15 protein-coding genes are annotated in these 15030 nt (G+C 59.4%); 5 read left to right on the top strand and 10 right to left on the bottom strand.

Annotation, left to right across the window (positions count from 1 at the left end; translation table 11 throughout):
- The first annotated feature begins 9 nt into the window (after nt 1–9).
- Entirely contained in the window at nt 10–534 is a 525-nt protein-coding gene (locus ACEWMW_RS03830) for a nuclear transport factor 2 family protein (RefSeq protein ID WP_409412566.1), read from the top strand.
- Nucleotides 535–540: 6 nt separating this feature from the next.
- Here ACEWMW_RS03830 and ACEWMW_RS03825 read toward each other — a convergent pair whose 3' ends face one another.
- Genes ACEWMW_RS03825 through ACEWMW_RS03805 form a run of 5 tightly spaced genes read right to left on the bottom strand, consistent with a single transcriptional unit; the run spans nt 541 to nt 4265 of the window.
- On the bottom strand, nt 541–1278 hold the full coding sequence (locus ACEWMW_RS03825; protein ID WP_409412565.1) for an enoyl-CoA hydratase/isomerase family protein: 738 nt from the start codon (nt 1276–1278) through the stop codon (nt 541–543).
- 1 nt (nt 1279) lies between these two features.
- A complete protein-coding gene (locus ACEWMW_RS03820) occupies nt 1280–1639 on the bottom strand; it encodes a nuclear transport factor 2 family protein (RefSeq protein ID WP_409412564.1) in 360 nt (119 codons plus the stop codon).
- Nucleotides 1640–1649: 10 nt separating this feature from the next.
- Nucleotides 1650–2126, bottom strand: a complete 477-nt coding sequence (locus tag ACEWMW_RS03815) for a limonene-1,2-epoxide hydrolase family protein (protein ID WP_409412563.1) — start codon at nt 2124–2126, stop codon at nt 1650–1652.
- Between the two features lies 1 nt (nt 2127).
- The gene (locus ACEWMW_RS03810) at nt 2128–2664 is read right to left on the bottom strand and encodes a VOC family protein (RefSeq protein WP_409412562.1); all 537 of its coding nucleotides are present in this window, start codon (nt 2662–2664) and stop codon (nt 2128–2130) included.
- 14 nt (nt 2665–2678) lie between these two features.
- The gene (locus ACEWMW_RS03805; protein WP_409412561.1) at nt 2679–4265 is read right to left on the bottom strand and encodes a fatty acid--CoA ligase; all 1587 of its coding nucleotides are present in this window, start codon (nt 4263–4265) and stop codon (nt 2679–2681) included.
- Nucleotides 4266–4411: 146 nt separating this feature from the next.
- Between ACEWMW_RS03805 and ACEWMW_RS03800 the strand changes: the two genes are divergently transcribed.
- Complete coding sequence (locus ACEWMW_RS03800; RefSeq protein WP_409412560.1) at nt 4412–4837, top strand: PaaI family thioesterase; 426 nt, start codon at nt 4412–4414, stop codon at nt 4835–4837.
- A 3-nt stretch (nt 4838–4840) separates the two neighbouring features.
- Here the strand turns inward: ACEWMW_RS03800 and ACEWMW_RS03795 are convergent, their stop codons facing one another.
- The gene (locus ACEWMW_RS03795; RefSeq protein WP_409412559.1) at nt 4841–5395 is read right to left on the bottom strand and encodes a nuclear transport factor 2 family protein; all 555 of its coding nucleotides are present in this window, start codon (nt 5393–5395) and stop codon (nt 4841–4843) included.
- Entirely contained in the window at nt 5392–6390 is a 999-nt protein-coding gene (locus ACEWMW_RS03790) for an NADP-dependent oxidoreductase (RefSeq protein ID WP_409412558.1), read from the bottom strand. The genes ACEWMW_RS03795 and ACEWMW_RS03790 overlap by 4 nt, the downstream gene beginning before the upstream one ends.
- A 137-nt stretch (nt 6391–6527) precedes the next feature.
- On the opposite strand from ACEWMW_RS03790, the gene ACEWMW_RS03785 reads away from it, so the two are divergent.
- Nucleotides 6528–7475: an SDR family oxidoreductase gene (locus ACEWMW_RS03785; protein ID WP_409412557.1), complete on the top strand. Its 948-nt coding sequence runs from the start codon at nt 6528–6530 to the stop codon at nt 7473–7475.
- 3 nt (nt 7476–7478) lie between these two features.
- Here ACEWMW_RS03785 and ACEWMW_RS03780 read toward each other — a convergent pair whose 3' ends face one another.
- The 3 genes from ACEWMW_RS03780 to ACEWMW_RS03770 form a co-directional block, all read right to left on the bottom strand.
- Nucleotides 7479–8708: an aromatic ring-hydroxylating oxygenase subunit alpha gene (locus ACEWMW_RS03780; RefSeq protein ID WP_409412556.1), complete on the bottom strand. Its 1230-nt coding sequence runs from the start codon at nt 8706–8708 to the stop codon at nt 7479–7481.
- Between the two features lie 162 nt (nt 8709–8870).
- Entirely contained in the window at nt 8871–11312 is a 2442-nt protein-coding gene (locus tag ACEWMW_RS03775) for a TonB-dependent receptor (protein ID WP_409412555.1), read from the bottom strand.
- 217 nt (nt 11313–11529) lie between these two features.
- On the bottom strand, nt 11530–12828 hold the full coding sequence (locus ACEWMW_RS03770; protein ID WP_409412554.1) for an aromatic ring-hydroxylating oxygenase subunit alpha: 1299 nt from the start codon (nt 12826–12828) through the stop codon (nt 11530–11532).
- Between the two features lie 145 nt (nt 12829–12973).
- On the opposite strand from ACEWMW_RS03770, the gene ACEWMW_RS03765 reads away from it, so the two are divergent.
- Both ACEWMW_RS03765 and ACEWMW_RS03760 read left to right on the top strand, forming a co-directional pair.
- Nucleotides 12974–13735: an SDR family oxidoreductase gene (locus ACEWMW_RS03765; RefSeq protein WP_409412553.1), complete on the top strand. Its 762-nt coding sequence runs from the start codon at nt 12974–12976 to the stop codon at nt 13733–13735.
- Nucleotides 13716–15029, top strand: a complete 1314-nt coding sequence (locus ACEWMW_RS03760; protein ID WP_409412552.1) for a spinster family MFS transporter — start codon at nt 13716–13718, stop codon at nt 15027–15029. Before ACEWMW_RS03765 ends, ACEWMW_RS03760 begins: the two co-directional genes overlap by 20 nt.
- Nucleotide 15030 lies beyond the last annotated feature (1 nt).

Genomic DNA, 15030 nt, shown 5'->3' with positions numbered 1-15030 from the left:
GAGAGAGCGATGGACGCCGCGATTCGGGAATTGCTCGACAAGAAAGCGATCGAAGAAGTCGTATGGCGCTATTCGCGTACGCTCGATTGGCTGGATGATGAAGGGCAGGCGAGCTGCTACTGGCCCGATGCGGATATCGATTACGGCTTCTTCAAGGGAAAGGCGGCGGAGTTCTTGCCGATCGTGATGGAGATCGAACGCGGCTCGGACCGGCGTTGGCACATGCTGTCCGGCCTCATCATCAAGCTCCATTCGGCGACCAGTGCGAGCAGCGAGTGCTATGGTTTGTTTGCCGGCGCAAGCAGGCAGGACGACGGGACGCTCGCAGGCAATCTCTATGGCGGGCGCTATCTCGACGAATGGGAGAAGCGAGGAGGAGGCGATGGACCCGAATGGCGCATCTCCAAGCGGCTCTATCTGGTCGACTGGCAACACGATCTGAAGAACCAGCCGGACTTTGCGCCCAATCCGGATTTTCCGCTGCCGACTGCGCAGATCGCCGAAAGCGGACACCCGCTGTATCGGAAGTTGTAGGCTGAGCTACTTCTTCATCAGCGCGGCGATGCGGTCCCGCATATCCGGGCCGCGGCCTTCGCCTTCCATCCATTCGCGAATCAACGCTTCGTCTGCGGCCTTGCCATCGGCACGATCAAGCAAGCGCTTGTTCGCCGCATGGCTGAAATGGCTCTGCGCCGCGATCTGCAAGGCGAGCTTTTCGATCTCAGCATCGAACGTTTCATCAGGGACCGAGTATTCGGCGAGACCGATCCGCACCGCTTCGTCCGCGCCGAACATCTGCGCGGTAAACATCAACCGCTTGGCCGTTGCGATACCAACGCGGCGCGGCAGCCGCACGCTCATACCCCAGACGGGCGTGAGCGCGAACTTGGCATGCGTATCGCCGAAGCGCGCGTTCTCGCTGGCGATGATGAAATCGGCTGCCAGCGCGACTTCGAGCGCGCCGGTGTAGCAATGGCCATGCACCGCCGCGACGACGGGGATCGGCAGCTTCTCGAGCATGCGCAAAGTCTCGGAATGCCAGCCTTTTGAGGGCGGGTGCTCGCCGGCAGAGATGTCGGAAAGGTCGTGTCCGGCGGAAAAGCACTTGCCTGCGCCCCGGATCACCACGCAGCCGATGCCATCGCTGGCGGCAAGGTCTTCGATATGGCTGCGCAGCTCGGCAAACATGCCGACAGTAAGCGAATTGAGCTTCTCCGGCCGGTTGAGCGTCAGCTGGCTCCAGCCATCGAAGTCTTCACGCAGGATCGTGTCGCCCATGTCAGGCGTCTCCCTCTGGGGGCGGGTCCATATAGTCGCGGTAGTAAGTCAGCTGGCTGTCTTGGACCTTGTAGATTCCCACACCGCCACGCGATCCTTCAGGTGAATGCATCGTCCAGCGCGCCCAGCAACAGTGCTCGTCGCCACAAATCTCATCGACGGTGAAATGGATTTTCCTTGTCCCCATTTCCTTCACCATAGTGGTCATGAAGGTCATGATCGCATCGCGGCCTTCGTACCGGCCCCAGATCGGGTCTTCGAGCAGAGCGTCTTCGGCGAACAGATCGACCAACTGGGTGTAGTCGCCGCTGTCCTGCACTTGCCAGAAACGTTCGATCGTTTGTTGTGCGTCGCCTGCCATGGCGCCCTCCTCAGGTATTGATACGTTCAGGATGCCGCTCGGCGAGCGAGAAGCCGGCTTGGCGAGCTGTCGGAAGCTGCTGGTAAACCGAAGTGTCGTAGAAATCGTGCAGACGCGCGATCTTGCCATCGCGGATCTCGACTATTCCGCAGATATGCGGCGTCATGAGGTCGCGCCCCTCGGCATCCCAGTGATGGTCGATCCGCTCGGTGAAGACTGCATTCCCATTGCTGGCAATGTGGACGAGGTCGGCGGTGAAGTGCGTCATCTCGGCGAGGATCGGGATTTCGTTGGCAAAGCCGCCACTGGTCAGCAGCGCGATCACTTCTTCCTGACCGCGCAGATCGGGAAGGCCGCTGTTCGACCAGACAAAATCAGGCGTCGTCAGCTCGGGGATCGCGTCGACGATCCGTCCGTCATCCATCGCCTTGAATATCTCCAGTGCGAGCCGCTCATTGGCGTTTGTCGCATCGTCCAGATTGATCATTCTAGGCTCCCAGTTCGCGGATCGGCGCCGAACCGTCCCAATCCTGCGCTGCTCCGCGCACCATGTCGTAGAAACCCACAAGGACTGTTGTGGGCTCGTATAGCTCGATCATATGGCCTAGCGCCGCGCTGGTATCGACGAAGGCAAACCGCGTTCCGCCTTCGGTCACGCAGTCCTGTGCCAGTGCAAAACCATCGGCCTCGAACTGCTCGATCGCGGTATCGATATCTTCGACGATCATGGCGGCGTGGTGAAGGCCGTATCGGCCTGAACCTACCGGAAACAGGTCATGACACGCGCTCGGACCATCACCGTTCTGCTGGAGGAATTCGACCATCACGTCGCCCCACTGCCCATAGGCGGAGCTGTGATCGAATGGATGCCTCTCACCCCGATAGAAGCTGCTTTTGAGCGCAATGTGCCGCGCCGCGAAGAAAGGGCCCGAACCGAACACGGCGCTATGCTGCCGCGCGGCTTCGTCGATATCGGGCACGAAATAGGCGAGCTGGCGAACGGGCGATCTTATGCCCGCAAGCATATCAGTTAACCGCCCTAATTGACATTTCTGGCCTTGCCATCCCAATAGGGCGCACGAAGGTCTTTGCGGAGGATCTTGCCCGATGGATTGCGCGGCAACGCCGGGATGAAATCGATCGATTTCGGGCACTTGTAGCCAGCGATATTCTCGCGGGCATGCGCGATTATTTCAGCCTCGGAGAGTTCCTCGCCGGGTTTGACGACCACGCATGCCTTGACCTCTTCGCCCCATTTCTCGCTCGGGATTCCGATCACGGCAACATCGGCCACCTTGGGATGCGCGTAGAGCGCGTTTTCGACTTCGGCCGGATAGACATTCTCGCCGCCCGAAATGATCATGTCCTTCACCCGGTCCTGGATGTAGAGGTAGCCGTCTTCGTCGAGATAGCCTGCGTCTCCGGTGCGCAACCAGCCCTCCTTGTCGATGGTTTCCTCGCTTGCTTCGGGGCGATTCCAGTAGCCCTTCATGTTCTTTGGGCTGCGCGTAGCGATCTCGCCAATCGTGCCGGTTGGGACGTCGTTGCCCTCCTCGTCGATGACCTTGATCTCGACATCTTTCAATGGCGTGCCGACCGAGCGCATCCGCGCATTTCCCTTGGGGTCATGGTCTTCGGGATTGAGCGTGACGATCGTGCCCGAGGTTTCAGTCATGCCGTACATCTGGACGAACCCGCATCCGAGAACATCCATTGCCTGTTTCATCAATTCAAGCGGGATGGGGGACGCGCCGTAGAAAATATATTTGAGATTGGAGAAATCGACTTCACCCACGCGTGGGTGATTTAGCAGGATCTGGATCGCTGCCGGGACCATGAAGATTTTCGAAATATTGTAATTCTCGATCAGGTCGAGCGCCTGGGTCGGGTCGTATTCGGACAGTACGACGGAGCTTGAGCCGGCAAACAGCGCTGAAAGACCGAAGCCTGTCCCGGCGATGTGGAAGCAAGGCATCGCCACCATCGAAACCTCGCCATCGACCGGCCGCTGCCAATCCATAAGGTCGGGATCATCCCGCTCGTTCATACGTGACGAGAAGATCGATCCATGGGTCAGGACGGCACCCTTGGGATAGCCTGTCGTACCAGAGGTATAGAGCTGGATCGCGTCATCATCGACCGTGATCGGAACATGTGGGTCCGTGTCATCGAACTCGTCGCGCCACTCGGGATAACCGGGATATTCACCCACCGGCCCTTCCGCGCCGATGATCTTGGTGATGTGTTCCAGCTTGTCTTCAATCGCCGCGACCTGCTCGTCAAAACCCGGGCCGATGAACAGCACTTTGGCCTGGCAATCGTTTAGCACGTAGATCACTTCGGGCTTGGCCAGCCGCCAGTTGACCGGGGTCATCACCGCGCCGATCTTCGCTGCACCGGCAAGGATCTGGAAATAGAGATGCGAGTTCTTGCCGAGGTAGGAGATCCGGTCGCCGCGCTCTACACCGAGCGATAGCAATGCGTTGGCAGCTCGGTTGCTGCCTTCGTCCAACTCGCGGAACGAGAGATGATCGCCCTCGAAGGATAGCGCCGATTGGTCGCCCAGTTCGCGGGCCTGGTGGCGGATCAGGTCTCCGATTGTCTGCGGATCATCGATATTCGACATGCAAATCCTCTCTCGTGCTGGCCTCTTGGCTCAGTTGCGCTTGCCTTAGTCGGACCAAGGCGCGCTGCCATTTGGCATAATTCATAGCATGGCTATCGAGGGAGTCATGCGATACTCGACGCCGACAGTGACGTTGGGAGTGGTCGATGGACGATGCAGGACAGGCTGAATTACCCGAAGGATTCACGCGCGCCGATTTCTCGCCCGGCTTCCTCGACCATGGCGGTCCTTACTACCTCAAGCCCGATGGCGAACGGCAGCTGGTCGGGCTGCGTCTACTCGACCAACACATGAACTACCGCGATATGGCGCATGGCGGGGTGCTTTCGACATTCGCCGATGTTGCGATGAGCTGGCAGGTCTATTGCAGCGAGGATCCGCCCGTCCCGATTTCGACGATCACGCTGGCGGTGAACTTCCTTGGGTCGGCGCGGCTGGGCGACTGGTTGGTCGCCGACATGCGGATCGATCGGAAAGGCAGGCAGGTCGCCTATTGCTCGGGCCGGATCATGCGCGGCGATGACGTGCTGGCGACTGCGAGCGCGAGCTTCGCCTTGATGCGGCCCAAGTAGCCGTTAGCTGCCGCGCCACCTGGTGACGGCCGGGGTCGAAGGGTCGCGGTCGTCATGATAGCCGCACGAGCCTTCGGGCAATTCGCTCAGATCGATACCTTCCAGCTCGCGATATTCGCGCCAGTCATAGATCCCGCTGCGATGCGCGATCCGCCATTCGCCCCCGTGTTTGTTGGCCCGCTTTTCGAAGCGATCGACATAGCGTCCTGCGATCACGGCAGAGTAAGTCTTGCCCTTGTCGGGGAAGACTTCGGTGGTTGGGTATCCGGCAGGCACGGTGTGCATGGCGGTCATGTAGGTCTCGCAATGGGCGATGTCCTCGCCTTCGAATCCGATCAGTGTTTGGCCCAGCTGGTGCTGGGTAATAAGGCAGGGGTCGATGACGCCCTTGGCCTGTTCGACGAAGCCGCGCCAGTCACCCTGGATGATCCCGAAGCCAAAGGTGGCATCGTCGTGGAACAGCTGCGGCATCATGTCCCAACGCCGCCGATCGATGGCATGCGCATAGGCGGCGATCACTTCGGTGATGGCGGCGCGATCTTCAAGGCGAGCACTCATGTTTTCAGCTCCACGATAACCTTGCCGATGTTGCCGCCGCTGAAGAGCTTGGCATAGGCTGTCAGCACGTTTTCGAGGCCGTGCGTGGTGTCATAGGGCATCACCAGCTCGCCCGCCTCGGTCCATGACTTCAGCCGCTCGGTCAGCTCGGGGCCGTGATGCATGAAATCGGGCGAAAAGAACCCTTCGATCCTGAGGCGCCGCATCAGCACCTGGTCGAACTCGGACGGGGTCGTGCGATTGCCGTGGTAATCGGCGAGGAGGCCGCATACGGCCACCCGTCCGTAGTGGTTCATCCGTGTCAGAACCTCGTCGAGCAGCTGCCCGCCAACATTGTCGAAATAGACATCAATTCCGCCTGCCGCATCGAGCTGCGATCCGAAATCGCCAGTCTTGTAATCGATCGCCCCGTCGAGGCCGAGCTCGCCAGTCAGGTATGCGCATTTATCCGGTCCGCCCGCGATGCCCCAGACCTTGCAGCCAAGCAGCTTGGCGACCTGGCATGCAAGGATGCCCGTGGCCCCGGCAGCGGCAGAAACCAGCACGGTTTCACCTTTCTTGGCGGCGCCGATCTTCTCGATGCCCCACAGCGCGGTCCACCCATTCATGCCGAGCGGGCCGAACCATGCGCGCTTGTCTTCCACGCTGTCGTCGAGCAGCACCGCCCCCGACATTTCCGCATCGACGCAGCTATAATCGGCCCAATTACCGAACGCGCGGACTAGCGATCCTTCGGGGAATCCGTCATGCCGCGATGCCTCAACCCGGCCAATGGCCAGCCCAACCATCGGTGTGCCGACCGGCAGCGGCGGCTGGTAGCCGTCTTCGCGGTCGCTCATCCACATCCGCGTGCCCGCGTCCATCGAAAGCAATTCGTTGCGGATCAGGATTTGACCGTCTTGAGGCTGGGGAATCGGGCCTTCCTGCAGCGAAAGCGCGGAAGCGAAGTCCTGACCATCAGGCCGGTCGTCGAGGCGCCAATAGCGATTGGTCATGGCCAACTGTCTCTTCCCTGCTTGCGCTGCCCGCAATGCCGCATTTCGCTAGGATGCTATCAAATTGGTCCGGCGCAAGCGCAAACAATCCGATCTACCTTCCAGCCAGAATCAGCAATCACACTGGGAGAGTCGGCATGGCTTTGATCACGGTAATCGGTGCCTCGGGCAGGCAGGGACTGGCGCAGGTGCGCCAATCGCTCAAGAAGGGCTACAAGGTTCGCGCCATTTCGCGCCAGGCCGATCCCTTCGCAGGATCGATGATCAACGGGATCGAGAATGTCGAGATCCGTCCGATGGATCTCTACGACCCCGCTTCCTATCGCGATGCGCTCGAAGGCAGTGACTACATCTTCTACACCCATCCGCTGCAGGCGCGCGCCGACCGCGCGGTGCTGGTCGGCGATATCGGCAAGGCCGCCGCCGAGCTCGGCGTGAGGCGCGTGGTGTGGAATACCTCGAGCTGGATCCCTGACAAGCCGGGCGATGCGCATACCTACGCCGGCAACACCGCAGGCATCAACGCGCTGTGGCGTTCAGGCGCACCCGGAACGGTGTTCGGCTCAGTACTGTTCATGGACAATCTGCTGACCAACTGGGCGCGGCCCTTCATCGTCAACGAAGGGCGCTATGTCTATCCGCACAAGCCCGAGCTGGAAGCCAACTGGATCAGCCTCGACGATGTGGCGAAGTTCATGCTCGCGAGCTTAGAGCGCCCCGATATGGAAGGTGCCTGGCTCAATATCGGCGGGCCGGAACGGATGCGCGGGCCTCAGGTCTCTGAAATCCTGTCCGACACGCTGGGCAAGCCGATCAAATACGATCCTTGCACACCAGAAGAATTCGGCCGCTATCTGGTTGAAGCGGGTGGCGACAGCATGCCGGCCGAAATGCGTGATGAGTTCGCCAAGGGCATCCAGGCATTCTACGAATACAATAACGATTCACCGACGAAGCCGTTCGAAGTCGATATGGATCACGTCTATGATCGCTTCCCCGAGCTGGTCGATGAACTTGAACCGATGAGCGAGTGGGCACCGAAGCAGGATTGGGGGGAATCGAACTTCCGACCGGCGTTTGGCTAGGGTCTATTCCGCCGCTTGAGCCATCTCTCGGGCAAAGATATCTTTCAGTTCTGCGTTGCTCGCGTTGGTGAGCTTCTCGACCCATTGGTGGAACACCTGTCCGCCGCGCTCATTGCGGCCGAACAGCACTTCGTCAAGCAACCCCGATTGCAGCGCTTCGTGCTGGCGCTTGCCGGTCTTGTAGTCCTCGTCGCGCACCACGATCTCGAGGAAATCGAACTGCTCGTGCGCGGCCTTAATCGAATCCTCGTCTTCGGGCTTCTCGGCCATGACATAGTACTGCGTGGTATAGCTCTCGCCCACTCTGTTGCCGGGGAATAGCTGGCTGATCATCGCGCCGCGCAGGCCGCCGCCGTAGAAGCTGGCGATCGAGATATGCGGGAATATCGTCCATACGCCCTGGACCAGCACTTCATAGGGCAGTTCGTCGTCGGACATCGCTTCGAGGTCCATCTGCTGGTCATCATCGCCCGAGACCTTGATTGCAAATTTCGACGGGGTCGAAAGGCGCTGGTGCGGGCCGAAGGCAAAATAGTTCGCGCGGTTGTAGAAATCGGCCCCGAAGGTGTCCTTATGCAGGATTGGCAAGTGGTAAAAATCGAGATAGCCGTCATAGGCCGTCTTCCAGTTCGGTCCGGCGAGCGTGCGCTGGCTAAAAAGGTGCCAGTTCTCGAACCCGAAGGCGTCGAGCAGCCCATCATAGCCACATAGGTAGTCGGCGATGTCGAGCTCGGACTTGGGATCGAGCGTCGCCCAGATCAGGCCTGCGCTCTCGTAGACAGGGAAGCGGGTGAGGCAGTGGGCGGCCTTGTCGATTGCGCCGAAGTCCTTGGGGTCTGCCACGCCGATAAGAGTGCCATCATTCTTGTAAGTCCAGCCATGATAGCCGCACATCAGCCGTGTGGCATTGCCCGTCCCTTCGGCGAGCGGGTTGCCGCGATGCTTGCACATGTTGAGAAACGCGCCGACCGAACCATCCTTCAGCCGCGTCAGCAGCAGCGGTACACCGCATATATCCATCGCCTTGTAATCGCCCGGTTCAGGCAGCTCGCAAGAGGGCGCGACCATCAGCGGCAGGCGGCGAAAGATCTGGCGCTTCTCGAGGTCGAACAGCGCATCGTCGGTATAGGCCGAGGCCGGGATGCGGACGACCTCGTCGGCATACTCCATTGTGTCGGCGGCCCCATGGGCGACCAGCGACCGGGTCATCTCGACCAGTTGCTCGCGTGACATTGCTAACTCCTTTGGCGCGCTTGCGAATGTGTCAGGCATAATGTGGGCAGGCGACCAGACGCGCAATGCACGTTTTTGGATAGGGTTGGGGCTAGGGGGGAGCCCAAAGAAAACGGGCGGCCCCTGCGAAGGGACCGCCCACTTGTTTTTCCCTTGTGGCAATCAGAAGCGGAAGCTGGCTTCCACGAATACCTGACGGCCGCGGTTCTGGGTAAGGATCGTGTCGTTTGCCTCGAGGCCGGCAACCGCCTGGAACGGTCGCTCTCCCGCAGTATTTGCCCAAATCTCGTCTGTCAGATTTGTACCGACCAATGCCAGTTTCCAGTTCCCGTCGGGATGCTGGACTGATACCGAAGCATCAAGTGAGACATAGCTGTCCTGAACGTACTGAACGGGACCGTTGCTCGCGAAATAGCTGTCCGAGTACGCGGCGTTGCCGCTCAGACCGAGCTCAAGCGAATCACCGAGCGGTGCAGTGAAATCAACTGCAATGTTTCCAGACCATTCGGGAGCCCGCGCGACATCGCGACCATCGAGATCGATGGCACCACCGCCCACGAGGAAAGTGTCGGTGAACTTGCCATCAAGCCAGGCGATGTTGCCCGAAAGAGCGAGGCCATCGACCGGCGTTTGCCAACCCCAGCCGATGTCGACCCCCTTGGTTGTTACCTTACCCGCGTTTTGCGTAATGAACTGGATGTTCACCCCGTCGAAGTTCTGCACCTGAAGGTCATCGAACTTGTAATAATAGCCGGTGACATTGAGGGTAACGTCACCATTCGCAAACTGTGATTTGACCCCGATTTCACCACCCTCGGCTGTTTCGGAATTAAAGATCAGGCCGGCGGCGGCAGCTTCGCGGACTGCAGGATCCGGGCTGCCGAAACCACGGAGCGAATTCGATGGCAGGGCCGAGTTATCAATACCGCCTGATTTGAAACCAGTCTTGTAAGACGCAAATACATTTACGTCCGGTGTCACCTGATACTTGATCGTCACTTCGGGCGACCAATTGCTATCGCTGAACTCGATCGGGCCTGAGAAAAAGCCGCTCGGGGCAAATCCCAGCGCGGTTTCGAGGAAGGTGTGCATATACGGAATGGTTATCCGTTGAACCTTGTTCTCGTCCGTCCAACGAATACCGCCAGAAAGCTCAAGTTGGTCGGTGATATCGAGCGTCACGCTACCGAAAAGCGACAGGGCTTCGGTTTTTGTGAGGTGAACCTTGTCCCAGTCATAAGTGTAACCGGTCACCGGATCGGGACCGGCCAGCAATGTCGCGTTCACGCCATTCTGAGCGGTGGCGAACGTAAAAGTGCGATCCTCGTAAAATACGCCCATCATGAAGTTGAACATGCTGTCAAAGTCACTGGCGAGACGGATTTCCTGCGTGTATTGCTCCAGCTTATTGGTGGGGTCGCTTGTCCCCACGCCGCCGGGCGCTCCCACCGGAAGGAAGCTGCCGCCGGGCGCAAATATTCCATCCCCGATGCCGCCATAAGAGTAATTATCGAAGTCAACCGCATCGAGATTCACGATACCTGTAACTGAGGTCAGCGTAAGCTCGTCCGACATGTCGAAATCGAAGCGGAGGCGGCCGAACCAGAGATCGGTCTTACCGAAAGGAACGCCGTTCCGACCCGCTGCCTCAGATGGTTCCGGTACACCGGGCGCAAGAGCGGGATGAGTATCCGGCAGAAAGTACTTCTGGTCGAAGGCGTTGCAGTCATAGCCCGCCGGGATCTGGAACAAACCACTGAACAGGGTGATGGGGTCCGCCACTCCATCATTGCAGATCAAATCGGAATGCTGGATGCCGCCGTCATTCTCGTTCTTGACATACTGCACCTTAAGGTTGGCGCTGAAGCGGTCATCCGGATCCCAAGCCAATGTGCCGCGCGCAACGAAGTTCTTTACGCCCCTATACCGCCCATTCGCAGCAGGTGTACCTTCCTGCAACTCGGCGTAGTGATCGATCTTGTTGTATTGTGCTGCCAAGCGAATTCCCACCGTGTCGCTGATGGGGCCTGATACGAAGCCCTGTACGGTGTAGCCTTGTTCCTCGAACTCATAGGAAGCCTTGCCACCGATTTCCCATGTCGGCGTAGGATCGGCTGAGCGGATCGAGAATACGCCTGCAGACGCTGACTTGCCGAAGAACAGCGATTGCGGTCCCTTGAGAACGTCGATCTGCTGCGTATCGAAGAAACCGGCCTGCACTAGGCGCATGGTGCTTACCTGGACGCCGTCGAAATCGAACGCGACGGCGGAATCAAACGCGGCGGAGATGTTGGAGGAGCCAACCCCACGTAAGCTAATCTGGCCTCCGGAACCGGAACCACCAACTTGCACATTCAGCGTGGGAACGCGGCTGACCACATCTGCCACCTGGTCGACATTGTATTTCTCGAGCGTTTCGCTGCTGACGCTGGTGATCGTAACCGGAACTTCCTGCAGCGTTTCCGCCTGCTTACGTGCCAGAACGATGATCTCGTTGCCTTCGAATGCCTCGCTATCCGGCTGACCAGCATCGCCGGCGGCATCCTGTGCAAAGGCCGCTGAAGGAAGGCCGATCAGGGCCGCGCTTGCAACAGAACGAAGCAAAATGGAGCGCCCGGCGCTCGCAAAACGGATTTTGGGTGCAGATTTGTTCAAAGGACATCCTCCCGCTTGGGCCGCCTCGGCTTGTGCGCCTCGTGTCGGTCCCGGTTACGAAAACTCGTATTTGAGCCTCGCAATTTGTTACGCAGCGAGCGGAAAAGCCTCATCTAGCAAAAGCGCTAGGCTGCCCTTTTCGCTAGGGAATCGTGGCTTTTCGGCACTAGCAATTGTAGCCCGGCTCTCGCTCCATTTGCGCGATGCGTGGATCGTTGGGCCAGGTCCATTCGGGGCCGATGACCTGCTCCACGCGCAGTTCTTCGGGCACATTCTCGATCCCGATCATCTTGTCGCAATTCTGGTGGAAACTGTAGATGCGCGCCTCCTGGTAGCTCAGTGGCACGCTTTTGAACCCCTGGCTTTCCATCGATTTCTGGATCGCCTCGCCAAATTGCGTATCCTCAAGGATGATCGGGCTCATATCGCGGCCGTTGGGCCTGTTTTCGTCGGGTACGGTCCACAAATCGGGTGCGGGGCTATCTCCCCAGTCGAGGGCCATTGTAACCAATTCGAGACGGGTGGTATTGAGGCTGGTCGGCCAGAATACCAGCGGCGGAACGAAATAGTTCGACAGCGGTGAAACCCAGTTGGGGAACATGGTGTAGCTCTGGGTCGCCGTGCGCCCGAGTTCGCCAACGGTCTCGATTTGCTTCCATTCGGGCGGGCTGTCGATCGCGCGGACGTGCTCGCGGTCGGTTTGTCTAGGAGCAGGGGCCATCATGCGCGCATGTCCGTTGGGATACATGTGATTGACGTTGCGCTTGGAATCAACCAACGGCGCGACTGTTTCGGGATGGATGAAGGGGACATGGTAAACTTCCATGTTGGCCTCCATCGCGACCTTCCAGTTGCAATTGAGATCGAAGGAGTGGCGCGCCCCGAGACGGATATTCTCGAACTGGAATTCCGCCCATTCATCGGCGATCGGGCCGAGCCATTCGGTGAGCGGCATCGCGTGCTCGTCGAAGTTGACGAAGATGACGTTGCCAAACATCTCGCAGCACACCGGCAGCAAGCCGCGGCAGCTCATGTCGAAGTCCGGCGGGAAATCCTGCCGCTCGGGCACGCCGATCAACGTCCCGTCGGTCTTGTAGGTCCAGTTGTGATAGCCGCACATCAAGCGGCTGGATTTTCCGCGATCTTCGGTAACGACAGGCGCGCCTCTGTGACGGCAGGTGTTGTAGAAGGCGCGGACTTCGCCATCCATGCCGTGCACGATCACGATCGGATCGCCCGCATTGTGCCAGCGCATATAGCACCCCGGATCGGGGATCTCGTCGATATGTCCTGCGAACAGCCAGCTCTTGCGGAAGATATGCTCCTGCTCGAGCGCAAAATATTCAGGCGATGTGTAACGGGCTGCAGGCATGTCAGGCAGCTTGGGAAAACCTTCGGGCGGAGCCTTCCGCTCGCCTTCCCACTCCATCAGCGCTTTCAGGATCTTGATCTCAGCTGCTTCCACTGTGGTCTCCCGAGGTCTGGGCCAGGTCTAACCACATCTACCCAAGCTCTGCGACTGGCGAAAATGGCGATTACTCGCGCTTCTGACAGTATGTCCGGATCGTCCATCCCGATAGGCACGGCCTTAGAGAAGATGGGAGAGACGAATGGCGGGACGCGTCGAAGGCAAGATTGCCCTGGTGACCGGCGGGGCCATGGGCCTTGGAAAGGCCGACTGCGAAATGCTGGCAGCCGAGGGCGCGCGCGTAATCGTGACTGATCGCGAATGCGAACAGGCGCACAAGGTTGCCGAGCGCATTGGCGGCGATGCCATGGCGCTCGATGTGAAGAGCGAAGAGCAGTGGCAGGAAGTTCTCAAGGCGGTCGAAGAACGCCACGGCGGCCTCGACATCCTCGTCAACAATGCGGGCAATGTCATTTTCGAGAGCGTGGAGGACTCCTCGCTCAAGAACTTCAAACTGCATATGGCGATCCATGTCGAAGGGACATTCCTCGGCTGCAAGTATGCCATCCCCCTGATGAAGAACCGGGGCGGCGCCTCGATCGTCAATATGGCTTCGACGGCAGCGCTGATGGGCTATGGCAATATCGTTGCCTACACCGCCGCGAAGGGGGCGATTCGCGCCATGACTCGCTCGATCGCGATGCACTGCCAGGATGAAGGTTACGGGATCCGTTGCAACGCGATTGCGCCAGGCGGCATCGAGACGCCGATGGTGCGCGATATTTCGGGCAGAGGCGGTGAGGAACTGATGGAGATTCCGGACGGGCCACTTCCCGCCGACGCGTTGGGCGCACCCAAGGATGTGGCGGCCGCGGTACTCTACCTGGCAAGCGACGAATCACGCTTCGTCAACGGGATTGTCATCCCGGTCGATAACGGTCTCGATGCCAGACCCCATCACTGAGACCCAATCTGACCGGGATGATGCGCCTCCCGGGCGCTACCGCTGGTATGTGCTGGCGCTGCTCACCGTCGTCAGCCTATTTTCAATCGCTGACCGGTTGGTGTTCTCGATCCTGATTGAGGATATCAAAGCTGAGTTCGACCTCACCGATTTGCAACTGGGGCTCGTCGGCGGCCTCGCATTCACTGCGACCTATGTGATCGCCGGATTTCCTGCCGCGCGTCTCGCAGACCGGTCTGTGCGCAAAAACATCGTTGCCGCGGCCATCGCGTTCTGGAGCGGGATGACAGCACTGTGCGGTCTCGCCACCGGGTTCTGGACGCTTTTCCTTGCCCGCACAGGTGTGGGCGTGGGCGAGGGGTGTTCCGGCCCCGCCTCGCAAAGCCTTGTTGCTGATTATTTCCGGCGCGAAGAGCTGGCCAAGGCGATGGGCTTCCTGACGCTGGGCGCCACTTTGGGGACCGCCACAGGCCTCATTGCTGGCGGATTGCTGGCCGAGGCATTCGGCTGGCGCTGGGCGTTTGTACTGATGGGCCTGCCCGGATTGCTGATTGGCGCGATCCTCTATTTTACTGTGCGCGAACCAAGGCGTGGACGCTATGCCGCAGCGGATGCCAAGACCGTGCAAGAACCACTCGGTGACACCATTAGAACCGTCTTTTCGAACAAGGTTTTCGTCGGATTGGCGGCTGGCTGGGCCCTGCAGATCGTGATCGGATATGCGCTTGCCGTGTGGATGGCGCCGGTCATGATCCGCAGCTTTGAATTTTCGACCGGTGACATTGGGCTTTATCTGGGGCTGACCTTCGCTTTGGGCGGAATTCCGGGTCCGCTGCTTGGCGGATATATCACTGGCTGGCTAACCAAGCGCGATGAACGCTGGCGGGCGTGGTTTCCCGGAATAGTCAGCCTGCTGTGTCTGGCGCCGCTCGCAATGGCGCTGACCTCGACAGATTTCTGGATCTTCCTCGCATGGTTCGCCCTCGCCTATGCAATCTATGTTGCGAGCCAAGCCCCAATCCTGTCGGGCATTCAGGCAGCGGTCGAACCAGCCAATCGCGGGTTCGCGGTCGCCTCTGCATTGTTCTTCAACAACCTCATTGGTCAGGCGATTGGCCTCGCCATGATCGGCGGCATAAGCGATGGGCTAACAGAAACCTACGGCACAAGTAGCCTCGCCATCGCGATGTTTGCTGTGAGCGCTCTTGCCGGTGTGCTGGCTATGCTCGCTTTCGCTTGGACCGCCCGCCAGATGGGCCCCAGCGGCTATCTGGCGAAGATGGGTCGGGCCTGAA

This window comes from Litorerythrobacter xanthomarinus (genome assembly GCF_046254955.1).
Lineage (GTDB): Bacteria > Pseudomonadota > Alphaproteobacteria > Sphingomonadales > Sphingomonadaceae > Qipengyuania_C.
This window is presented reverse-complemented; position numbering and strand designations above follow the sequence as displayed.

What these genes read in the sequence shown, in the direction of transcription:
- ACEWMW_RS03830 (WP_409412566.1), top strand. Translation starts at nt 10, where the DNA reads ATGGACGCCGCGATTCGGGAATTGCTCGACAAGAAAGCGATCGAAGAA.
- ACEWMW_RS03825 (WP_409412565.1), bottom strand. Translation starts at nt 1,278, where the DNA reads ATGGGCGACACGATCCTGCGTGAAGACTTCGATGGCTGGAGCCAGCTG.
- ACEWMW_RS03820 (WP_409412564.1), bottom strand. Translation starts at nt 1,639, where the DNA reads ATGGCAGGCGACGCACAACAAACGATCGAACGTTTCTGGCAAGTGCAG.
- ACEWMW_RS03815 (WP_409412563.1), bottom strand. Translation starts at nt 2,126, where the DNA reads ATGATCAATCTGGACGATGCGACAAACGCCAATGAGCGGCTCGCACTG.
- ACEWMW_RS03810 (WP_409412562.1), bottom strand. Translation starts at nt 2,664, where the DNA reads ATGCTTGCGGGCATAAGATCGCCCGTTCGCCAGCTCGCCTATTTCGTG.
- ACEWMW_RS03805 (WP_409412561.1), bottom strand. Translation starts at nt 4,265, where the DNA reads ATGTCGAATATCGATGATCCGCAGACAATCGGAGACCTGATCCGCCAC.
- ACEWMW_RS03800 (WP_409412560.1), top strand. Translation starts at nt 4,412, where the DNA reads ATGGACGATGCAGGACAGGCTGAATTACCCGAAGGATTCACGCGCGCC.
- ACEWMW_RS03795 (WP_409412559.1), bottom strand. Translation starts at nt 5,395, where the DNA reads ATGAGTGCTCGCCTTGAAGATCGCGCCGCCATCACCGAAGTGATCGCC.
- ACEWMW_RS03790 (WP_409412558.1), bottom strand. Translation starts at nt 6,390, where the DNA reads ATGACCAATCGCTATTGGCGCCTCGACGACCGGCCTGATGGTCAGGAC.
- ACEWMW_RS03785 (WP_409412557.1), top strand. Translation starts at nt 6,528, where the DNA reads ATGGCTTTGATCACGGTAATCGGTGCCTCGGGCAGGCAGGGACTGGCG.
- ACEWMW_RS03780 (WP_409412556.1), bottom strand. Translation starts at nt 8,708, where the DNA reads ATGTCACGCGAGCAACTGGTCGAGATGACCCGGTCGCTGGTCGCCCAT.
- ACEWMW_RS03765 (WP_409412553.1), top strand. Translation starts at nt 12,974, where the DNA reads ATGGCGGGACGCGTCGAAGGCAAGATTGCCCTGGTGACCGGCGGGGCC.
- ACEWMW_RS03760 (WP_409412552.1), top strand. Translation starts at nt 13,716, where the DNA reads ATGCCAGACCCCATCACTGAGACCCAATCTGACCGGGATGATGCGCCT.